General features: G+C 69.2%; 22 protein-coding genes. 6 read left to right on the top strand and 16 right to left on the bottom strand.

Translation table 11 applies throughout. The features are described 5' to 3' along the window. Positions 1 to 24: 24 nt before the first annotated feature. Complete coding sequence (gene fabI, locus BKA15_RS27065) at positions 25 to 795, bottom strand: enoyl-ACP reductase FabI (RefSeq protein ID WP_179756235.1); 771 nt, start codon at positions 793 to 795, stop codon at positions 25 to 27. Positions 796 to 825: 30 nt separating this feature from the next. Then, complete coding sequence (gene fabG / locus BKA15_RS27060) at positions 826 to 1,560, bottom strand: 3-oxoacyl-ACP reductase FabG (RefSeq protein ID WP_312879404.1); 735 nt, start codon at positions 1,558 to 1,560, stop codon at positions 826 to 828. A gap of 54 nt (positions 1,561 to 1,614) precedes the next feature. Between fabG and BKA15_RS27055 the strand changes: the two genes are divergently transcribed. Next, positions 1,615 to 1,956 carry a DUF3099 domain-containing protein gene (locus tag BKA15_RS27055; RefSeq protein WP_179756231.1) on the top strand — a complete coding sequence of 114 codons (342 nt, stop codon included), beginning with the start codon at positions 1,615 to 1,617 and terminating at the stop codon, positions 1,954 to 1,956. Next, on the top strand, positions 1,943 to 2,155 hold the full coding sequence (locus BKA15_RS27050) for an acetone carboxylase (RefSeq protein WP_179756229.1): 213 nt from the start codon (positions 1,943 to 1,945) through the stop codon (positions 2,153 to 2,155). The genes BKA15_RS27055 and BKA15_RS27050 overlap by 14 nt, the downstream gene beginning before the upstream one ends. 279 nt (positions 2,156 to 2,434) lie before the next feature. Here BKA15_RS27050 and moaA read toward each other — a convergent pair whose 3' ends face one another. The 3 genes from moaA to fdhD are packed head-to-tail and all read right to left on the bottom strand — an operon-like array spanning position 2,435 to position 4,858. Further along, positions 2,435 to 3,436 (bottom strand): GTP 3',8-cyclase MoaA, encoded by a 1,002-nt coding sequence (gene moaA, locus BKA15_RS27045; protein WP_179756227.1) that lies wholly within the window; start codon positions 3,434 to 3,436, stop codon positions 2,435 to 2,437. A gap of 19 nt (positions 3,437 to 3,455) precedes the next feature. Continuing rightward, the gene (locus BKA15_RS27040) at positions 3,456 to 3,983 is read right to left on the bottom strand and encodes a DoxX family protein (RefSeq protein WP_179756225.1); all 528 of its coding nucleotides are present in this window, start codon (positions 3,981 to 3,983) and stop codon (positions 3,456 to 3,458) included. A gap of 32 nt (positions 3,984 to 4,015) precedes the next feature. After that, positions 4,016 to 4,858, bottom strand: coding sequence for a formate dehydrogenase accessory sulfurtransferase FdhD (fdhD, locus tag BKA15_RS27035; RefSeq protein WP_179756224.1), 843 nt, complete (start codon positions 4,856 to 4,858; stop codon positions 4,016 to 4,018). A gap of 35 nt (positions 4,859 to 4,893) precedes the next feature. Between fdhD and BKA15_RS35065 the strand changes: the two genes are divergently transcribed. Then, positions 4,894 to 5,181: a DUF6457 domain-containing protein gene (locus BKA15_RS35065; protein ID WP_218871594.1), complete on the top strand. Its 288-nt coding sequence runs from the start codon at positions 4,894 to 4,896 to the stop codon at positions 5,179 to 5,181. Then, positions 5,174 to 5,965: an SURF1 family cytochrome oxidase biogenesis protein gene (locus BKA15_RS27025; RefSeq protein ID WP_179756222.1), complete on the top strand. Its 792-nt coding sequence runs from the start codon at positions 5,174 to 5,176 to the stop codon at positions 5,963 to 5,965. Before BKA15_RS35065 ends, BKA15_RS27025 begins: the two co-directional genes overlap by 8 nt. A gap of 74 nt (positions 5,966 to 6,039) precedes the next feature. On the opposite strand, the gene BKA15_RS27020 is transcribed toward BKA15_RS27025, so the two are convergent. From BKA15_RS27020 to BKA15_RS26975, 10 genes are all read right to left on the bottom strand, one after another. Then, the gene (locus tag BKA15_RS27020) at positions 6,040 to 6,612 is read right to left on the bottom strand and encodes a helix-turn-helix domain-containing protein (RefSeq protein WP_179756219.1); all 573 of its coding nucleotides are present in this window, start codon (positions 6,610 to 6,612) and stop codon (positions 6,040 to 6,042) included. Positions 6,613 to 6,777: 165 nt separating this feature from the next. Beyond that, complete coding sequence (locus BKA15_RS27015) at positions 6,778 to 8,376, bottom strand: ABC-F family ATP-binding cassette domain-containing protein (RefSeq protein WP_179756217.1); 1,599 nt, start codon at positions 8,374 to 8,376, stop codon at positions 6,778 to 6,780. Between the two features lie 51 nt (positions 8,377 to 8,427). After that, a complete protein-coding gene (locus tag BKA15_RS27010) occupies positions 8,428 to 8,814 on the bottom strand; it encodes a metal-sulfur cluster assembly factor (RefSeq protein WP_179756216.1) in 387 nt (128 codons plus the stop codon). Next, entirely contained in the window at positions 8,814 to 9,254 is a 441-nt protein-coding gene (gene sufU / locus BKA15_RS27005; RefSeq protein ID WP_179756214.1) for a Fe-S cluster assembly sulfur transfer protein SufU, read from the bottom strand. The genes BKA15_RS27010 and sufU overlap by 1 nt, the downstream gene beginning before the upstream one ends. Continuing rightward, on the bottom strand, positions 9,251 to 10,513 hold the full coding sequence (locus BKA15_RS27000) for a cysteine desulfurase (RefSeq protein ID WP_179756212.1): 1,263 nt from the start codon (positions 10,511 to 10,513) through the stop codon (positions 9,251 to 9,253). The genes sufU and BKA15_RS27000 overlap by 4 nt, the downstream gene beginning before the upstream one ends. Then, on the bottom strand, positions 10,506 to 11,273 hold the full coding sequence (gene sufC / locus BKA15_RS26995; protein ID WP_179756210.1) for a Fe-S cluster assembly ATPase SufC: 768 nt from the start codon (positions 11,271 to 11,273) through the stop codon (positions 10,506 to 10,508). The genes BKA15_RS27000 and sufC overlap by 8 nt, the downstream gene beginning before the upstream one ends. 19 nt (positions 11,274 to 11,292) lie before the next feature. Next, the gene (locus BKA15_RS26990; RefSeq protein WP_179756208.1) at positions 11,293 to 11,622 is read right to left on the bottom strand and encodes a non-heme iron oxygenase ferredoxin subunit; all 330 of its coding nucleotides are present in this window, start codon (positions 11,620 to 11,622) and stop codon (positions 11,293 to 11,295) included. Then, a complete protein-coding gene (gene sufD, locus BKA15_RS26985; RefSeq protein ID WP_179756206.1) occupies positions 11,622 to 12,806 on the bottom strand; it encodes a Fe-S cluster assembly protein SufD in 1,185 nt (394 codons plus the stop codon). Before sufD ends, BKA15_RS26990 begins: the two co-directional genes overlap by 1 nt. Positions 12,807 to 12,864: 58 nt before the next feature. Next, on the bottom strand, positions 12,865 to 14,316 hold the full coding sequence (sufB, locus tag BKA15_RS26980; protein WP_179756204.1) for a Fe-S cluster assembly protein SufB: 1,452 nt from the start codon (positions 14,314 to 14,316) through the stop codon (positions 12,865 to 12,867). Continuing rightward, positions 14,313 to 14,990, bottom strand: a complete 678-nt coding sequence (locus tag BKA15_RS26975) for a helix-turn-helix transcriptional regulator (RefSeq protein ID WP_179756202.1) — start codon at positions 14,988 to 14,990, stop codon at positions 14,313 to 14,315. The genes sufB and BKA15_RS26975 overlap by 4 nt, the downstream gene beginning before the upstream one ends. Before the next feature lie 134 nt (positions 14,991 to 15,124). On the opposite strand from BKA15_RS26975, the gene BKA15_RS26970 reads away from it, so the two are divergent. Both BKA15_RS26970 and BKA15_RS26965 read left to right on the top strand, forming a co-directional pair. Further along, positions 15,125 to 16,660, top strand: coding sequence for a sodium-dependent transporter (locus BKA15_RS26970; protein WP_179756200.1), 1,536 nt, complete (start codon positions 15,125 to 15,127; stop codon positions 16,658 to 16,660). Beyond that, positions 16,657 to 16,800, top strand: a complete 144-nt coding sequence (locus BKA15_RS26965; protein WP_179756198.1) for a methionine/alanine import family NSS transporter small subunit — start codon at positions 16,657 to 16,659, stop codon at positions 16,798 to 16,800. Before BKA15_RS26970 ends, BKA15_RS26965 begins: the two co-directional genes overlap by 4 nt. 8 nt (positions 16,801 to 16,808) lie before the next feature. Here BKA15_RS26965 and BKA15_RS26960 read toward each other — a convergent pair whose 3' ends face one another. Next, positions 16,809 to 17,795 (bottom strand): methyltransferase, encoded by a 987-nt coding sequence (locus tag BKA15_RS26960; protein ID WP_179756196.1) that lies wholly within the window; start codon positions 17,793 to 17,795, stop codon positions 16,809 to 16,811. Position 17,796 lies beyond the last annotated feature (1 nt).

Here is a 17,796-nt window from a genome sequence, read left to right as displayed (position 1 = left end):
AACCCCGCGGCGGGCGGCGGTCGGTCAGGCGCCGGTCATCTGCACGCCGCCGTCGACGTGGATGATCTCGCCGGTCGTCTTCGGGAACCAGTCACTCAGCAGCGCGACCGCGGCCCGCGCCGCCGGCTCCAGGTCCTTGGTGTCCCAGCCGAGCGGCGCCCTGGCGGCCCAGACCTCGTTGAACTCCTCGGAGCCGGGGATCGCGCGCTTGGCGAGCGTGTCCAGCGGCCCGGCGGCGACCAGGTTGACCCGGACCCCCTCCGGACCGAGATAGCGCGCCAGATAGCGACAGGTGCTCTCCAGGGCGGCCTTGGAGACGCCCATCCAGTCATAGACCGGCCAGGCGACGGTCGCGTCGAAGTCGAAGCCGACCACGGCGGCGGTCTCGCCGAACAACGGCTTGCAGGCCATCGTCAGCGACGTGAGCGAGTACGCCGACACCTGGACCGCGGTCGCCACGTCGGGCCACGGCGTGGTCAGGAAGCCACCGCCGAGCGCGGTCTCCGGATTGGCGAACGCGATCGAGTGGACCACCCCGTCGATCCGGTCCGTATGCTCCCGCAGCGCGTCGGCCAGGCCGGCCAGATGATCTTCGTTGGAGACGTCCAACTCGAGCAGCGGCGGCACCGGGTCCAGCTTCTTGATCACCCGCCGGGTCAGGCTCATCGCCCGGCCGAAGTTGGAGATGATCACGTTCGCACCCTCGGCCTGCGCGATCTTGGCGGTCGCGAAACCGAGCGAGGTGTCCAGCGTCACGCCGGCCACCAGGATGTTCTTGTCCTGCAGGATTCCCATGACTGTCCCCGTTCCTCGTCTACTCGCCGCTCAGTGGCCCATGCCGAGGCCGCCGTCGACCGGGATCACGGCCCCGGTGACGTACGAACCCGACGGCCCGGCCAGGAACTCGATCACACCGGCCACGTCGTCCACCTCGCCGAACCGGCCGAGCGGGATCTGCTCGGCGTACTTCGCGACCAGCTTGTCGTCCAGCTCGTCGGTCATCGCCGTCTTGATGAAGCCGGGAGCGACCACGTTGGCGGTGACGCCGCGGGACCCGAGCTCGCGGGCCAGCGACCGGGCCATGCCGACCAGGCCGGACTTCGAGGCCGCGTAGTTAACCTGGCCGGCCGACCCGAGCAGGCCGACGACGGAGGAGATGAAGATGATCCGGCCGAACCGGTTCCTGATCATCGGCCGGGCGGCCTGCCGGGCGACCCGGAACGCTCCGGTCAGGTTCGCCGCGATCACCGCGTCCCAGTCCTCGTCGGACATCCGCATCACCAGGGTGTCCCGGTTGATCCCGGCGTTGGCCACCAGCACCTCGACCGGACCGTACGCCGCCTCGACCTGGGCGAACGCCGCCTCCACCTGGCCCGCGTCGGTGACGTCGCACTCGATCCCGAGCACGCCGGCCGGAGCCTCGCCGGACCGGGAGGTCGCCGCGACCCGGTGCCCGGCCCGGACCATCCGTTCGGCGATCCCCCGCCCGATGCCCCGGCTGCCGCCGGTCACCAGCACGACCCGGGACTCGGTTGACGCTTCCTGTTCTGCTGCAGTCACGGCGGACACGCTACCGACTCCGCGACCGCGCGGGCGAACGCGTAGGCTGACCCTGTGAGAAAGGCCGCCGTGATCACGGACGCGCCGGGCGCCGCGAGTGCGGAGTTGAGCCGGCGGCAGAAGCGGTACGTGATCACGATGCTGTTCCGGCTCGCCTGCTTCATCGCGATCTTCTTCGTCCCCGGCGTCTGGCGCTGGGTGCTCGGCGCGGGCGCGGTCTTCCTGCCCTACATCGCGGTGATCCTGGCCAATCAGGTGGACTCCCGCCGCATCGCCGGCCGCAGCGAACCGGCCGCGGAGCCCACGGCCGAACCGGACCGGCCCCAACTGGAGGCCGTCCGGATCATCGAGCCGGACCCCGAACCCGAGGAACGGAAGCGCGATGACGCAGCCTGACGGCCCGGGCGAGCCGCTGATCTGCTCGGCGAAGGGCTGCCAGGAGGCGGCCGGCTACACGCTGCTCTGGAACAACCCGAAGATCCACACCCCGGACCGCCGCAAGCAATGGCTCGCCTGCCCGGACCACCGCGAATCCCTGGCCGCGTTCCTGTCCGCCCGAGGCTTCCTGCGCGACATCGAGCCCGTCGCAGGCTGATTCCGTCCGCAATCCGCGACCGTTGCGCGTATCCGCGACTGGTGCAGCAGTCGCGGCTGCGAGGAGCAGTCGCGGCTGCGCGCAAGCGGTCGCGGATGCGGTTCGGCAGGGAGGCCGGAAAAGTGATCAGGCCCGCTCTCGACCGAGCCTGCGGGAACCCGGGATAACGGACCTGATAGGTAAAACTCTAACCGCGGCAACGTTCAATAAGGGTCAAAGCTGACTCAGGAGATGCCTAAGCGTTGCCACGCCTTAGGCAAGGGCTTTCCAAAGCGAATTTCAGCCGCCGATCGCCGACATCGGGCGGTCCGGCTGCAGGAAGGTCGGATCGTCGATGCCATGACCGGCCCGTTTGCCGGCGAGCGCGGCGACCCAGCGGTCGGCGATCCGGTCGTCGGACCAGCCGGTCCGCAGCGGGGTCCGCAGATCCGATTCCTCGCGGGCGAACAGGCAGTTCCGCAGTTGTCCGTCGGCGGTCAGCCGGACCCGGTCGCAGGCCCCGCAGAACGGCCGGGTCACCGACGCGATCACACCGACGGTGTGGTCGGTGCCGGCCACCCGGTACGTCTCCGCGGGCGCGCTGCCCCGGCGCAGGGCCTCGGCCGGGTCCTCGACGAGCTCGTACCGCTCGGACAGCCGGGCCAGGATCTCCTCGGCGGTGATCATCTCGGAGCGCCGCCAGCCGTGCTGAGCGTCCAGCGGCATCTGCTCGATGAACCGCAGCCGGACGCCCTCCTCGATCGCCCAGGCGAGCAGGTCCGGCGCCTCGTGGTCGTTGACGCCGCGCAGCAGCACCGTGTTGATCTTGACCGGTGACAGCCCGGTGTCCCGAGCGGCCCGGATCCCGGCCAGCACGTCGGGCAGCCGGCGCCGCCGGGTGATCTTGGCGAACGTGTCGTCGTCCAGGGTGTCCAGGGAGACGTTGAGCCGGTCCAGGCCGGCCCGGCGCAGTCCCCAGGCCCGGCGGTCCAGCCCGATCCCGTTCGTCGTCAGGGCGATCTCCGGCCGCGGCGAGAGCCCGGCGATGGCGGCGACCAGACCCTCCAGGTTCTTCCGCAGCAGCGGCTCGCCGCCGGTCAGCCGGACGGTACGGATGCCGAGCAGCCGTACCCCGATGTCGATCAACCGGACCGTCTCGTCGTCCGTGAGCAGTTCGTCGCGGCCCAGCCAGTCCAGCCCCTCGGCCGGCATGCAGTAGTCGCAGCGCAGGTTGCAGCGGTCGGTCAGGGACACCCGCAGATCCGTGGCCACTCTGCCGTAGCGGTCAGTCAGCGCACGCATCCGCTCTCTCTCCCTTTCGTTACGATCTCGCCCGATCCATGGACCGGCTGTCCAGCGTGGCCTGCCGCTCGCTGATCACGTACGCGGCGAGGCCGAAGGTGACCAGGTAGGCGACCCGGCGCATCCACTTCCTGTTGAACACGTTGCGGGTCACGTGGTCGAGCGAGAGCTTGCCCGGGCCGGTCATCGCGATCGCTGTCGCCGAGATCGCGTACGCGGCGGGCAGTTCGAAGCCGCCCTTGCTGTTGAAGTAGCCGTTGTCGACGTGCGTCGTCGAGGCGACCGCCATCGAACTGGACACGGCGGCCGCGGCGGGACCGGTGCCGAGGCCGGCGGCGATCATCGCCCCGCCGAGCGTCTCGCTGACGCCGGACAGCAGGGCGTTCCGGTCGCCCGGCTCGAACCCCTTGCTCTCCATGCTGGCCGCCGTCGCCTCGGGGCCGGCGCCGCCGAACCAACCGAACAGCTTCTGCGCGCCGTGGGCGAACACCGCGCCACCGATGCCGAGCCGCAGCACCAGCAGACCAAGATCACGTGCGGATCCCATGCTTCTCCTCTCGGCTTCTCCGTGCTCAGCCGTTACCGTGTGACGCTACTACGGGCCGCCAGAATCCGATCCGGGTGGGTGTACACGTTCATCGATCCGCCGCGGACGAAGCCGGCCAGCGTCAGTCCGGAGCGCTCGGCCAGCTCGACCGCGAGCGAGCTCGGTGCCGAGACGGCGATCAACAGCGCGATCCCGGCCAGCACGGCCTTCTGGGTCAGTTCGAAGGAGGCGCGGCCGGACACCACCAGGGCCAGGTCGCGGGCCGGCAGCCGGTCCTGCCGGAGGGCCCAGCCGATCACCTTGTCGACCGCGTTGTGCCGGCCCACGTCCTCCCGGACGCAGACCAGGTCGCCCGCCGCGTCCATCAGGCCCGCACCGTGCAGGCCGCCGGTCTTGTCGAACGTCCGCTGCTGTTCCCGCAGCCGGTCCGGCGCCGCCGCGATCACCGCCCGGTCGATCCGCAGCTCGTCGGTCAGCTCGAACCGGCCGTCCCGCAGCACCTGGTCGATCGAGGTGGCCCCGCACAGCCCGCAGGCGCTGCTGGTGAGCACCTGGCGCCGCTGCTCGGCCGCCGGCGGCGCGACACCGGCCGCCAGGGCCACGTCGAGTTGGTTGTACGGGTTCTCGCCGTCCTCTCCCGCCCCGCCGCAGTAGCGGGCCGTGCTGACGTCCGCGACGCCCGTGATCAGGCCCTCGGCGTGCAGCAAGCCGTGCACCAGGTCGAGATCGTCGCCCGGAGTGCGCATCGTGACGACGAACGGCTCGCCGTTGATCCGGAGCTCGAGCGGTTCCTCGACGGCGAGGACGTCGATCCGGCGCCGCTCCTCCTCCGCCGTCAAGCGAAGCACCGGATGCCTGCGGGTGAGCCGTCCCATAAGGGAATCATCCCCCACGATTATCCTCGTGGATCATGGACCGCGATGAATGGCTGGCCGCCCTGTCCGCCCGGATCGGCACCGAGGACATCTCGATGGATGACGATGCCGTGCACATCGTGCTCGACCTGGCCCGGGACGCGGCCCACGAGGTGGAGCGCCCGGCGGCGCCGCTGACCGCGTTCCTGGTCGGGGTCGCGGTCGGCCGGGGCGCCGCGCTCGGTGCGGTCGCCGCGCAGGCGACCGAACTGATCTTGTCCGAGGCCGGACCGTCCGATCCCGGCCCGGTCGCCGCCACCGAGGAGGGACCGGCGGGTGGCTGAACCCAGCGGCACCGACGTGGAGAACGACCGTCCCGCCCGCCCGCTCTGGGTGCGCTGGACGGCCTTGATCGTCTTCGTGGTCCTGCTCGGCACCGCCTTCGTGCTGCTCGGCCGCTGGCAACTGGCCCGGCTCGACGAGCGGCGCGGCCACAACGAGCACACGATCGCGAACGAGAAGGCACCGGTGCGGCCGTACACCGAGGTGTTCACCCGCCCGATCGGCGAGGACGACCAGTGGCAGCGGGTCGAGGCGGTCGGCACCTTCGATCCCGATCATCAGTTCGTGGTTCGGTTCCGCAACGGCACCGACACGAACGGCGCCGAGGCCAAGGGCTACGAGGTGGTCACGCCGCTGCGTACCGACGCCGGCTGGGTGCTGGTGGACCGCGGCTTCGTCGCGGTACCGACCGGTGAGCCGCTGCCGACGGTGGCGCCGGCGCCGCCGGCCGGCCAGGTCCGGGTGATCGGCCACGTCCGCCGGAACGAGGAGGGCAGCGGCGGCGCCGTGACGCCGTCCGACGGCCAGGTCCGCTTGATCAACTCGCCGGCGCTCGCGGCGGCGCTGCCGTACCCGGTGCCGGACGGCTACATCGGCGCGATCACCGTCGACCCGCCGCAGGAAGGCGGACTGACGCCGGTCCGGCTGCCGGAGCTGTCCGACGGCCCGCACTTCTGGTACGCCGTCCAGTGGTTCATGTTCACCGCGATCGGGGTGGCCGGGATCGTGGTCTTCATCCGCGGTGATCTTCGCGAGCGGAAGGCGCAGGCCGCCCGGAGCCGGTGATCAACACCCGGACATGATCAGACCCGGGCGGGAATCCCCACCCGGGTCTGATCAAGAAACCTTCCGGACCGGCGTCAGCGCTTGCGCGCCGTCTTCTTCGCCGGAGCCTTCTTGGCCGGGGCCTTCTTCGCCGGGGCCTTCTTGGCGACGGCCTTCTTCGCCGGAGCCTTCTTCGCGGCGACCTTCTTGGCCGGGGCCTTCTTCGCCGGAGCCTTCGTAGCGACGGCCTTCTTCGCCGGAGCCTTCTTCGCGGCGACCTTCTTGGCCGGAGCCTTCTTCGCTGCCGCCTTCTTGGCCGGCGCCTTGGCCACGGTCTTCTTCGCCGCGGTCTTCTTCGCAGCCGGCGCCTTCTTGGCCGGTGCCTTCTTCGCAGGAGCCTTCTTCGCCGGCGCCTTCTTGGCCGGCGCCTTCTTCGCCGCGCCACGGGTCGCGCCGCCGCGGCCGCGGAGCTCTACCCCGGCCTCGACCAGCACGCCGTGCACGAAGCCGAACGAACGACCAGCGTCGTCAGCGATCTTGCGGATGCTCTCCCCGGACGCGTACCGCTTGGAAAACTGGCTGGCCAGCGTGTCACGCTGGGCGCCCGTGATGCGTGAGCCTTTAGCTAGTGCCTTGGCCACCATGCCCTCCTCGTACTTTGGGATCATCGCGCAGGGTCGCCCGATGACTTACAGGACTTATGATCGACATTTCAAGATCAGTGATCAATCATTTGTAGCACTTTTCGCGAACTTTTTTCCAATTCGCACCAAGATCAGCGGTGATTCCGCCTCAAATGAGGGGTGATCAACTGCTCGGGCCGTCGACCTTGATCACGCGAGCGAGATCAACTCCGCGTACTCAGGGCTCCAAAGATCTTCGGTTCCGTCCGGCAGCACCAGTACCCGATCAGGATCGAGGGCGTGGACGGCTCCCTCGTCGTGGGTGACCAGAACCACGGCGCCCTGGTACGTCCTGATCGCGTTTAGCACCTCGGCGCGCGACGCGGGATCGAGGTTGTTCGTCGGCTCGTCGAGCAACAGCACGTTGGCACTGGAGACGACCAACATCGCCAACGCCAGCCGGGTCTTCTCACCGCCGGACAACACGGCCGCCGGCTTCTCCACATCGTCGCCAGAGAAGAGAAAGGAGCCGAGCACCTTGCGTACCTCGGTCTCACCAAGATCAGGAGCGGCGGACTTCATGTTGTCCAGCACGGACCGGTCCAGCTCCAGCGTCTCGTGCTCCTGCGCGTAGTAGCCGAGCCGCAGCCCGTGACCGTTGTGCACCTGGCCGGTGTCGGACTCCTCGAGACCGGCCAGAATCCGCAGCAGGGTGGTCTTTCCGGCGCCGTTGAGGCCGAGCACGACCACCTGGCTGCCCCGGTCGATAGCAAGATCGACTCCGGTGAACACCTCGAGCGACCCGTAGTTCTTGCTCAGATCGGTGGCCGTCAACGGCGTCTTCCCGCACGGCGCCGGGTCCGGGAACCTGATCTTGGCCACCTTGTCGGCCACCCGGACCTCCTCCAGGCCGGACAGCAGCCGTTCGGCGCGGCGCGCCATGTTCTGCGCCGCAACGGCCTTGGTCGCCTTGGCGCCCATCTTGGCCGCCTGGGTGATCAACTGGTCGGCCTTCTTCTCGGCGTTCTTGCGCTCCCGCTTGCGGCGCTTCTCGTCGGTCTCCCGCTGCAGCAGGTAGCGCTTCCAGTTCATCGCGTAGACGTCCAGCACGGCGCGGGTCGCGTCCAGATGGAACACCTTGGTCACGGTCTGGTCCAGCAGCGCGACGTCGTGGCTGATCACCACCATGCCGCCGGGATAGGTCTGCAGGAAACAGCGCAGCCAGATGATCGAATCGGCGTCGAGGTGGTTGGTCGGCTCGTCCAGCAGCAGCGTGTCCGCGCCGGAGAAGAGGATCCGGGACAGTTCCACCCGGCGCCGCTGACCGCCGGACAGGGTGCGCAGCGGCTGGCCGAGGACCCGGTCGGGCAGCCCGAGGTTGCTGGCGATCCGGGCCGCCTCCGCCTCCGCGGCGTAGCCGCCGGCGGAGATCAACTCCGCCTCCGCCCGCGTGTAGGCGTTCATCGCCCGATCGCGTACCTCGTCGTCGGGATCGGCCATCTGCTGCTCGGCCCGGCGCAGCCTGGTGATCACCTTGTCCAGGCCGCGGGCCGACAGGATCCGGTCCCGGGCGAGCACCTCGAGATCACCGGTCCGCGGGTCCTGCGGCAGGTAGCCGACCGAGCCGGGCCGGTGCACGGTCCCCGCCTCCGGTTGTCCCTCACCGGCCAGGATCTTGGTCAGTGTGGTCTTGCCGGCACCGTTCCGGCCGACCAGTCCGATCTTGTCCCCGGGAGCGATCTGGAACGAGGCATGCTCCAACAACAACCGCGCACCCGCACGGACCTCAAGATCATGAGCAACTAACACGGAACAAGGGTTCCCCAGAGAAGGCCGGGGGCCAAATCCTTTCCAGGGGGCTCAGACGTTGAAGCCGAGCGCACGGAGCTGATCACGACCCTCGTCGGTGATCTTCTCCAGGCCCCACGGCGGCATCCAGACCCAGTTGATCCGCCAGTCCGTGACCAGGCCCTCCAGGGCAGTGTTGGTCTGGTCCTCGATCACGTCGGTCAGCGGGCAGGCCGCCGAGGTCAGGGTCATGTCGATCGTGACCGAGTTGTCGTCCTCGACCGTGAGCCCGTAGATCAGGCCGAGGTCGACCACGTTGATGCCCAACTCGGGGTCGACGACGTCCTTGAGCGCCTCGGTGAGGTCCTCCACGGTCGGCTTGCTGATCGGCGCCGCGGGCTGCGGGGTGCCGGACAGGTCGACCTCCGGCAGCTCGTCGCGAATCTGCTGTTCGGTCATCAGTTCTCCTTGGTCGCGCGGAGTACCGCGTCCTTGAATGCGGACCAGCCGAGCAACGCACACTTCACCCGGGCCGGGAATTTGGCCACGCCGGCGAACGCGATGCCGTCCTCCAGCCGATCCTCGTTCGGTTCGATCTCACCACGGCCCTGCATGAGTTCCAAGAACTCCTGGTGCAACTCCAGGCCGTCCGCGTACGGCTTGCCGATCACCAGATCGGTCATCACCGACGTCGACGCCTGCGAGATCGAGCAGCCGACGCCGTCGTACGACACGTCGGCGACCCGGTCGCCGTCCAGCCGGACCCGCAGCGTCACCTCGTCCCCACAGCTGGGGTTCACGTGGTGCACCTCGCTGCCGTACGGCTCGCGCAGGCCGCTGTGATGCTTCTCCCGGTAGTGGTCCAGGATGATCTCCTGGTACATGTCCTCGACGTTCACGCTTTACCTCGACCGAAAAAGTGCGTCACATATTCCAGGGAGTCGACGAGAACGTCGATCTCGGCCCGGGTGGTGTAGAGATAGCTCGACGCGCGGGTCGAGGACTGGACGCCGAACCGCTTGTGCAGCGGGCGGGCGCAGTGGTGGCCGCCGCGCACCGCGACCCCCTTGCTGTCCAGCAGCTGGCTGACGTCGTGCGGGTGCACGTCGAGGCCGCCGGCGGTCAGCGTGAACGAGATCGCGCCGCCCCGGTCCACCGGCTCGGTGGGGCCCAGGATGCGCAGCCCCGGCAGGGTGGCCAGGCCCTTCAGCGCGTACGCCGTGATCTCCTGCTCGTGCGCGGCCACCTTGTCCATCCCAACGGCGGACAGGTAGCCGGCTGCGGCACCCAGCCCGACCGCCTGCGCGATCGGCGGTGTGCCGGCCTCGAAGCGGTACGGCGGCGCGGCGAACGTGGAGCGTTCCAGCTCGACGATCTCGATCATCTCGCCACCGCCCAGGAACGGCGGCAGTGTCTCCAGCAGGTCGTAGCGGCCCCACAGGACGCCGATCCCGGTCGGGCCGAGCATCTTGTGCCCGGTGAAGGCCACCAGGTCGGCTCCGGTCGCCGTGACGTCGACCGGCAGCTGCGGGACCGCCTGGGAGGCGTCCAGCACCAGCACGGCGCCGACCGCGTGGGCCTGCTCGGCGAGCTTGGCGACCGGGTTGACCGTGCCCAGCACGTTGGAGACGTACGCCACCGAGACGATCTTGGTCCGCTCGTTGATCAAGCCGTCCCGCTCGGCGCCGGCCAGGTCGAGCCGGCCCTCCTCGGTCACGTCGAACCAGCGCAGCGTGGCGCCGGTCCGCTCGGCCAGCAACTGCCACGGGACGATGTTGGAGTGGTGCTCCATCACCGAGATCACGATCTCGTCGCCCGGAGCAAGCTTGGCGCCGAGCGTGTGGGCGCACAGGTTGAGCGCCTCGGACGCGTTCTTGGTGAAGATCACCTCGTCGGACCGCGGAGCGCCGATGAAGCCGGCGATGATCCGCCGGGCTCCCTCGTACGCCTCGGTGGCCTCGGCACCCAGCTGGTGCATCGCCCGCGCCACATTGGCGTTGTGGTACAGGTAATGATCTTCGATCGCCTCGACCACACAGCGCGGCTTCTGCGACGTGTTGGCCGAGTCGAGGTAGACCACCGGCCGGCCGCCCACTTCCCGTTCCAGAATGGGGAAGTCGGCCCGGAGGTGGTCGACGTCGAAGGCGAACTCAGACACCGGCGCGCGCAGCCTTCACGTAGCGGTCATAGCCCTCGGCCTCGAGCCGCTCGGCCAGTTCCGCGCCACCCTGCTCGGCCACCCGGCCGGCGACGAAGACGTGCACGTGGTCCGGCTTGATGTAGCGCAGGATCCGCGTGTAGTGGGTGATCAACAGCACGCCGCGGTCGCCCTGGGCGCTGTAGCGGTTGACGCCGTCGGAGACGATCCGCAGCGCGTCGATGTCGAGGCCGGAGTCGGTCTCGTCCAAGATCGCGAACTTCGGGTTGAGCAGCTCCAGTTGGACGATCTCGTGCCGCTTCTTCTCGCCGCCGGAGAAGCCCTCGTTGAGGCTGCGGTTGGCCATCTCGGGGTCCATGTCGACCCGCTCCATCGCCGTATTGACGTCACGCGCCCAGGTGCGCAGCTTCGGCGCCTGCCCGTCGATCGCGGTCTTGGCGGTGCGGAGGAAGTTGGACACCGAGACGCCCGGCACCTCGACCGGGTACTGCATGGCGAGGAACAGGCCGGCCCGGGCGCGCTCGTCGACGGTCAGGCCGAGGATGTCCTCGCCGTCTAGCGTCACCGAGCCCTGGGTGATCGTGTACTTGGGGTGGCCCGCGATCGAGTAGGCCAGGGTCGACTTGCCGGAGCCGTTCGGTCCCATGATCGCGTGCGTCTCGCCGCTGTTGATCGTGAGATCGACACCCTTGAGGATCTCCTTGGTGCCGGCTTCGGTCTCGACCGTCACGTGCAGGTCGCGGATCTCGAGGTTGGACATGTGGGGTGTGACTCCTGGTCTAGTTCGTTGCAGAGTTGGGGTTGGTGACGTCGACCAGAACCTCGCCGTCGACGATCTTGCAGGGGTAGACGGCGACCGGTTCGGTCGCGGGGAGGCCGAGCGGTTCGCCGGTCTTCAGCGAGAACCGGGACCCGTGCAGGTAGCACTCGATCTCGCCGTCGCCGACATCGCCCTCGGAGAGCGGGATCGCCGCGTGCGAGCACTCGTCGGCGATCGCGTAGTAGGCACCGCCCGAATGGACGATCGCCAGTTCGTGATCATCGACGTCCACCGGGATCGCCGATTCCGGTGCGACCTCGGCGGCCGAACAGGCCCTGACGTAGCTCATCAGGACGCCGCCGGCAGTCCGATGTTGATCGCGAGCTCCGCCTCCACCGCCTGCATCAGCTTGTCCTCGACGGCCGGGATGCCGATCTTGCGGATGATGTCGGCGAAGAAGCCGTGCACCACCAGGCGCCGGGCCTCGGCCTCGTCGATGCCGCGACTGCGCAGGTAGAACAACTGCTCGTCGTCGAACCGGCCGGTGGTGGCGGCGTGGCCGGCGCCCGCGATCTCGCCGGTCTCGATCTCCAGGTTCGGCACGGCGTCGGCCCGGCAGCCGTCGGTCAGCACGAGGTTCTTGTTCGACTCGTACGTCTCGATGCCCTCGGCCGCCTTGCGGATCAGCACGTCGCCGATCCACACGGCGTGCGCGCCCTGGCCCTGCAGCGCGCCCTTGTAGTCGACGTTGCTGCGCGACTTCGGCGCGTTGTGATCGACGAACAGCCGGTGCTCCAGGTGCTGCCCGGCGTCGGCGAAGTAGAGGCCCAGCAGCTCGGCCTCGCCGCCGGTGCTCTCGTACGCGACGGAGGCGTTCATCCGGACCAGGTCGCCGCCGAACGAGATCGCGACGTGCCGCAGCGTGGAGTCACGGCCGACCAGGGCGTGCTGCGAGGTGTGGTGCACCGCGTCGTCGGCCCAGTCCTGCACGCTGACCACGGTCAGCTGAGCGCCCTCGCCGACGACGATCTCGATCACGTCGGCGACGGTCGCGCTGCCCTCGAAGCGGAGCACGATGGTCGCCTTGGAGAACGGCTCGGCGACGATCACCGCATGGCCGGCGGTCGCGGTCTCGGTGCTCGACCCGGTGTGGGTGATCACCGCAGCGTCGGCCACCACGGCCTCCTTGGCGATCTTGATCACGGTCACCGTCTCGGCCGCCTGCCAGGCCCGCGCGCTGATCCGGTCCGCCGGCACGTAGCCGCTGGACCCGACCACCGCGTCGTCGGCCGGCACCTCGGACACCGTGACGCCCTCGGGCAGCACGGCGTCCAGCGTGATCGTGCCACCGCCGAACGGGGCGTCCTTGTGCAGGCCGCGGAGGCGCTTCAGCGGGGTGAACCGCCAGACCTCCTCGAGCCCGGTCGGCACGGCATGATCATCGACCGCGAAGGACCCTTCCGGGTGCAGGTGGCTGGCCACCCGGTCACTGGTCTCGACCGCACCAGCGACGTTCGGGGTTGTCGTCGTCACAGTTTCGCTTTCTGTCTTTGGTCTTGTGTCCTGAGCCTGTCGAAGGAGCCGATCGGCGTCAGCCGACCGCGCCTTCCATCTGCAGCTCGATCAGCCGGTTCAGCTCGAGCGCGTACTCCATCGGCAGTTCGCGGGCGATCGGCTCGACGAAGCCGCGGACGATCAAGGCCATCGCCTCGTCCTCCTCCAGCCCGCGCGACATCAGGTAGAAGAGTTGATCTTCGCTCACCTTGGACACGGTCGCCTCGTGGGCCATCGAGACGTCGTCCTCGCGGATGTCGTTGTAGGGGTACGTGTCGGAGCGGCTGATCTGATCGACGAGCAGCGCGTCGCACTTCACCACCGAGGCCGAGTGGTGCGCCCCGGCGTCGACCTGCACCAGCCCGCGGTACGAGGCCCGGCCGCCGCCGCGGGCGACCGACTTCGAGATGATCGAGGACGACGTGTGCGGCGCGCAGTGCACCATCTTCGAGCCGGCGTCCTGGTGCTGGCCCTCGCCGGCGAACGCGACCGACAGGGTCTCGCCGCGGGCGTGCTCGCCCATCAGGTAGACCGCCGGGTACTTCATGGTCACCTTGGAGCCGATGTTGCCGTCGACCCATTCCATGGTCGCGCCCTCCTCGCAGGTGGCGCGCTTGGTGACCAGGTTGTACACGTTGTTCGACCAGTTCTGAATCGTCGTGTAGCGGCACCGGGCGTTCTTCTTGACCACGATCTCCACCACCGCCGAGTGCAGCGAGTCGGACGAGTAGATCGGCGCCGTACAGCCCTCGACGTAGTGCACGTAGGCACCCTCGTCGACGATGATCAAGGTCCGCTCGAACTGGCCCATGTTCTCGGTGTTGATCCGGAAGTACGCCTGCAGCGGGATCTCCACGTGGACGCCCTTCGGCACGTAGATGAACGAGCCGCCGGACCAGACCGCCGTGTTCAGCGCGGCGAACTTGTTGTCGCCGACCGGGATCACGGTGCCGAAGTACTCCTGGAACAGCTCCGGGTACTCCTTCAGCGCGGTGTCGGTGTCCAGGAACACCACGCCCTGCTTCTCGAGCTCCTCGTTGATCTTGTGGTAGACCACCTCGGACTCGTACTGGGCGGCGACGCCGGCAACCAGGCGGGCCTTCTCCGCCTCCGGGATGCCGAGCTTGTCGTAGGTGTTCTTGATGTCCTCGGGCAGGTCCTCCCAGCTGGCGGCCTGCTTCTCCGTGGAACGGACGAAGTACTTGATGTTCTCGAAGTCGATGCCGGAGAGATCGGCGCCCCAGGTCGGCATCGGCTTGCGCCGGAACAGCTTGTGTCCCTTGAGCCGCAGGTCGAGCATCCAGTCCGGCTCGCTCTTCAGCCGGGAGATGTCGGCGACCACGTCATCGCTCAACCCGCGGCGCGCTGCGGCGCCCGCGGTGTCGGAGTCGGCCCAACCCCACTGGTATTTACCGAGCGCCTCCAGGTGTTCCTCCTGGGTGTGACCGGTGCCGACGGGACGGTTCGCGATGTCGGGGGTCTGCGTCATGAGTGAGACCTTTCGGTTGCGGTTTCGGTGGTGGCCTTCGGAATATGGGTGGTGCAGACGCCGTCGCCGTGGGCGATCGTCGCCAGCCGCTGGACGTGGACGCCGAGCAGCCGGGCGAAAGCCCTGGTCTCGGCCTCGCAAAGCTCGGGGAACCGCTCGGCCACGTGCGCGACCGGGCAGTGGTGCTGGCACAGCTGCTCGCCGGTGCCGGCCGGTCGGCTCGCCGCGACGTAGCCGTCGTCCGACAGGGCCGCCGCCAGCGCCTCGGCCGGCGTGACGTCGGGCCCGGACTGGGCCAGGATCCGCGCGTAGCGCTGCTCGGTCTCGGCGATCCGGGCCTCGGCGAACGCTGCCACCGCGTCCGGCCCGGCGTGCTCGCGCAGGTAGTCGAGCGCGGAGATCGCCAGCTCGTCGTACGCGGCGTAGAACTCCTGCCGGCCTGCGTCGGTGAGCACGAACACCTTGGCCGGGCGCCCGCGCCCGCGATGCCCGTACACGCGCTGTTCCCGGGCCTCGATCTGGCCCTGCTCGGTGAGCACGTCGAGATGGCGGCGAATGGCCGCCGCCGTAAGATCGAGGCGTTCGGCCAGCGCCGCCGCGGTGGACGGGCCGTACTCGAGGATCGAGGACGCGACCCGCTGCCTGGTCGAGGAATCAGCGTCCGCGTTTTTCACAACACCAGTGTGCTCTTATTCGCCGTTTGGTTTCAAATAAGGGTGGACTAACCGCAGGCCCGGGTTTCGCGGAAGGCTGGCCCGCCCAGGACGACGGCGCTAGCGTGGTCGCCACCGATCCCGGACGGAGGAAGATGACCGACACCGCAACGGAGGCCAAACGCGGGGCCTTTTCCTCCCGCACCGTGTTCATCATGGCCGCGATCGGCTCCGCGGTCGGACTCGGCAACATCTGGCGGTTCCCCTACGTCGCCTACGAGGGCGGCGGCGGCGCCTTCGTGATCCCGTACATCGTCGCGCTGGTCGTCGCCGGGTTGCCGTTCCTCCTCTTCGACTACGCCCTCGGGCACCGGTTCCGCGGCTCGGCGCCGCTGGCGTTCGCCCGGCTACGCCGCTGGGCCGAGGGGATCGGCTGGTGGCAGGTCGCCATCTGCGTCGCGATCGCGGTCTACTACGCCGCGGTGATCGCCTGGGCGGTGAGCTACACCGGGTTCTCCGTCACCCAGGCCTGGGGCGACGACCCGGAAGGATTCCTGATGCAGGAGTTCCTGCAGGTCGCCGACGGCGTCTCCTTCGCCGTCGTCCCGGGCGTGCTGGTGCCGCTCGCGGCCGTCTGGCTGGTGACCATCGTGATCATGGCTCTCGGCGTCCAGCAGGGCGTCGGCCGCACCGCGGTGATCTTCATCCCGCTGCTGATGGTCGCGTTCGGCGCGCTGGTGGTGCAGGCGCTGCTGCTGCCGGGCGCGGCGACCGGTCTCGACGCACTCTTCACGCCCGACTGGTCGGCGCTGCTGGTGCCGGGCGTCTGGGGCGCCGCGCTCGGCCAGATCTTCTTCTCGCTGTCGGTCGGCTTCGGAATCATGATCACGTACAGCTCGTACGTGGGGCGCAAGACCGACATGAGCGGCTCCGGGCTCGTGGTCGGGCTGTCGAACTCCGGTTTCGAGCTGCTCGCGGGCATCGGCGTGTTCGCGGCGCTGGGTTTCCTCGCGCAGGCCCAGGGCGTCGAAGTCACCGAGGTGGTCGCCAGTGGCATCGGACTCGCGTTCATCGTGTTCCCGACGATCATCAGCCAGGCGCCCGTCGGCGGGTTGCTCGGCGTGCTGTTCTTCGGCTCGTTGGTGCTCGCCGGCATCACCTCGCTGATCAGCGTCCTCGAGGTGGTGATCTCCGCAGTCCGGGACAAGTTCGAGTTGACCCGGGTCCGGGCGACGCTGATCGTGACGGTGCCCGCCGCCGCCGTCAGCCTGGTGTTCTTCTCGACGGCGAGCGGGCTGAGCGTGCTCGACATCGTGGATCACTTCGTCAACCAGTACGGCATCCTGCTCGCCGCGGTGGTGAGCACCCTCGCGGTGGCCTGGGGCGCCAGGGCGCTGCCCGAGCTGGCGGCTCACCACAACAAGCAAGGTTCGGTGCGGCTGGGCCGGTGGTGGAACGTGCTCATCGGCGGCGTCGTCCCGGTGGGGCTCACCGTGGTGCTGGTGCAGCAGCTGATCACGGACCTGCGCGAGCCGTACGAGGGCTATCCGCTGTGGATGCTCGCGGTGTTCGGCTGGGGCATCGCAGTCGCGTCGCTGGTGTTCGGCCTGATCGCGGGCCGGACCAGGTGGCGGGCGGGCACGCAGGTCGACGGCTACGAACCCGACCGGGTCCCGGAGGAGGCGGCATGAGCGGCGCGGCGATCATCATGATGCTCGTGGCGATGGTGATCATCTGGGGCGGCCTGGTCGCCGCGATCATCAACCTGCGCCACCACACGGCCAACGGCGGCGCCGAGCGCGACGGCCGGGACCTGCCGCCCGACCTCTGAGCCGGCCGTCAGTTGGACGCGTCGACCACGAGTTCCGCGACCAGGCCGGCGGGCGGACGGTGCAGATCCTTGATCCTCAGACCGGCGGGGGCGGCCAGGGCAGTGAACTCGGCCAGTCCGCGGACTCGGCCGCCGAGCAGCACCAGTTCGACCTCGAGGCCGGACGGTTGATGGTCGTCGTCGGCGACGCCGCCACGGACCAGGACCCGTCCGGTCCGGCCCGCCGCCTCGGCGCACCGGGTCAGGATCGCGACGGCCTCCGGGTCCGGGAAGTCGTTGATGATGCTGGACAGCTGGTAGAGGTCCGCGCCCGGCGGCAGCGGCTCGAAGAAGCTCTGCGCCACCACCTCGGACCGATCCGCCAGACCGGCCTCGGCCAGGACCTGCTCGGCCCGCGCGGCCGTCGGCGGCAGCTCGACCAGGGTCCCGCGCAGCTCCGGCCGGGCCTTCAGGAGCGCGGCGAGCTTGTAGCCCGCGCCGCCGCCGACATCGACGATCCTGGTCACGCCGGCCCAGGCCTGCTCGGGCAGGATCCGCGGATCGGGCTCGCCGTGCCCGGCCGGGCCCATCATCGCGTCGAAGTCCGCCGACAGCCTCGGGTGAGCGGCCAGATCCTCCCAGAACGGTCGGCCGAACTTCTCGGCGTAGACCGGCCTGCCTTCTCTGACGGCATCGGCGAGCGTGGTCCAGGCGTGGGCGAACCGGCCACCGACCCCGTCCAGGTCGTAGCCGAGCCGAGCCCCCTCACCCCGCAACTGCTGCCCGGCCTCGGTCAGCGCGAACCGGCCCGGCTGCTCCTGCCGGAACAGCCCGCGCCCGGCCAGGTGCGCGAGAATCCGGCGCAGATAGGCGGCATCACAATCCGTGGCCGCAGCGAGGTCATCCGCCGGCCGCGCTCCGTCGGCCAGCAACTCCGGTACGCCGAGCGTGATCACGACCCGGATCGCCCAGGGCGTGGCCAGGTCGGCCAGCTCCTCAAGACTCCGTTCGCTCATG

The organism is Microlunatus parietis (assembly GCF_013407955.1).
In the GTDB taxonomy this organism is placed as follows: domain Bacteria; phylum Actinomycetota; class Actinomycetes; order Propionibacteriales; family Propionibacteriaceae; genus Microlunatus; species Microlunatus parietis.
Note: the sequence above shows the minus strand (reverse complement) of the source record. Positions and strands in the feature narration are given on the sequence as shown.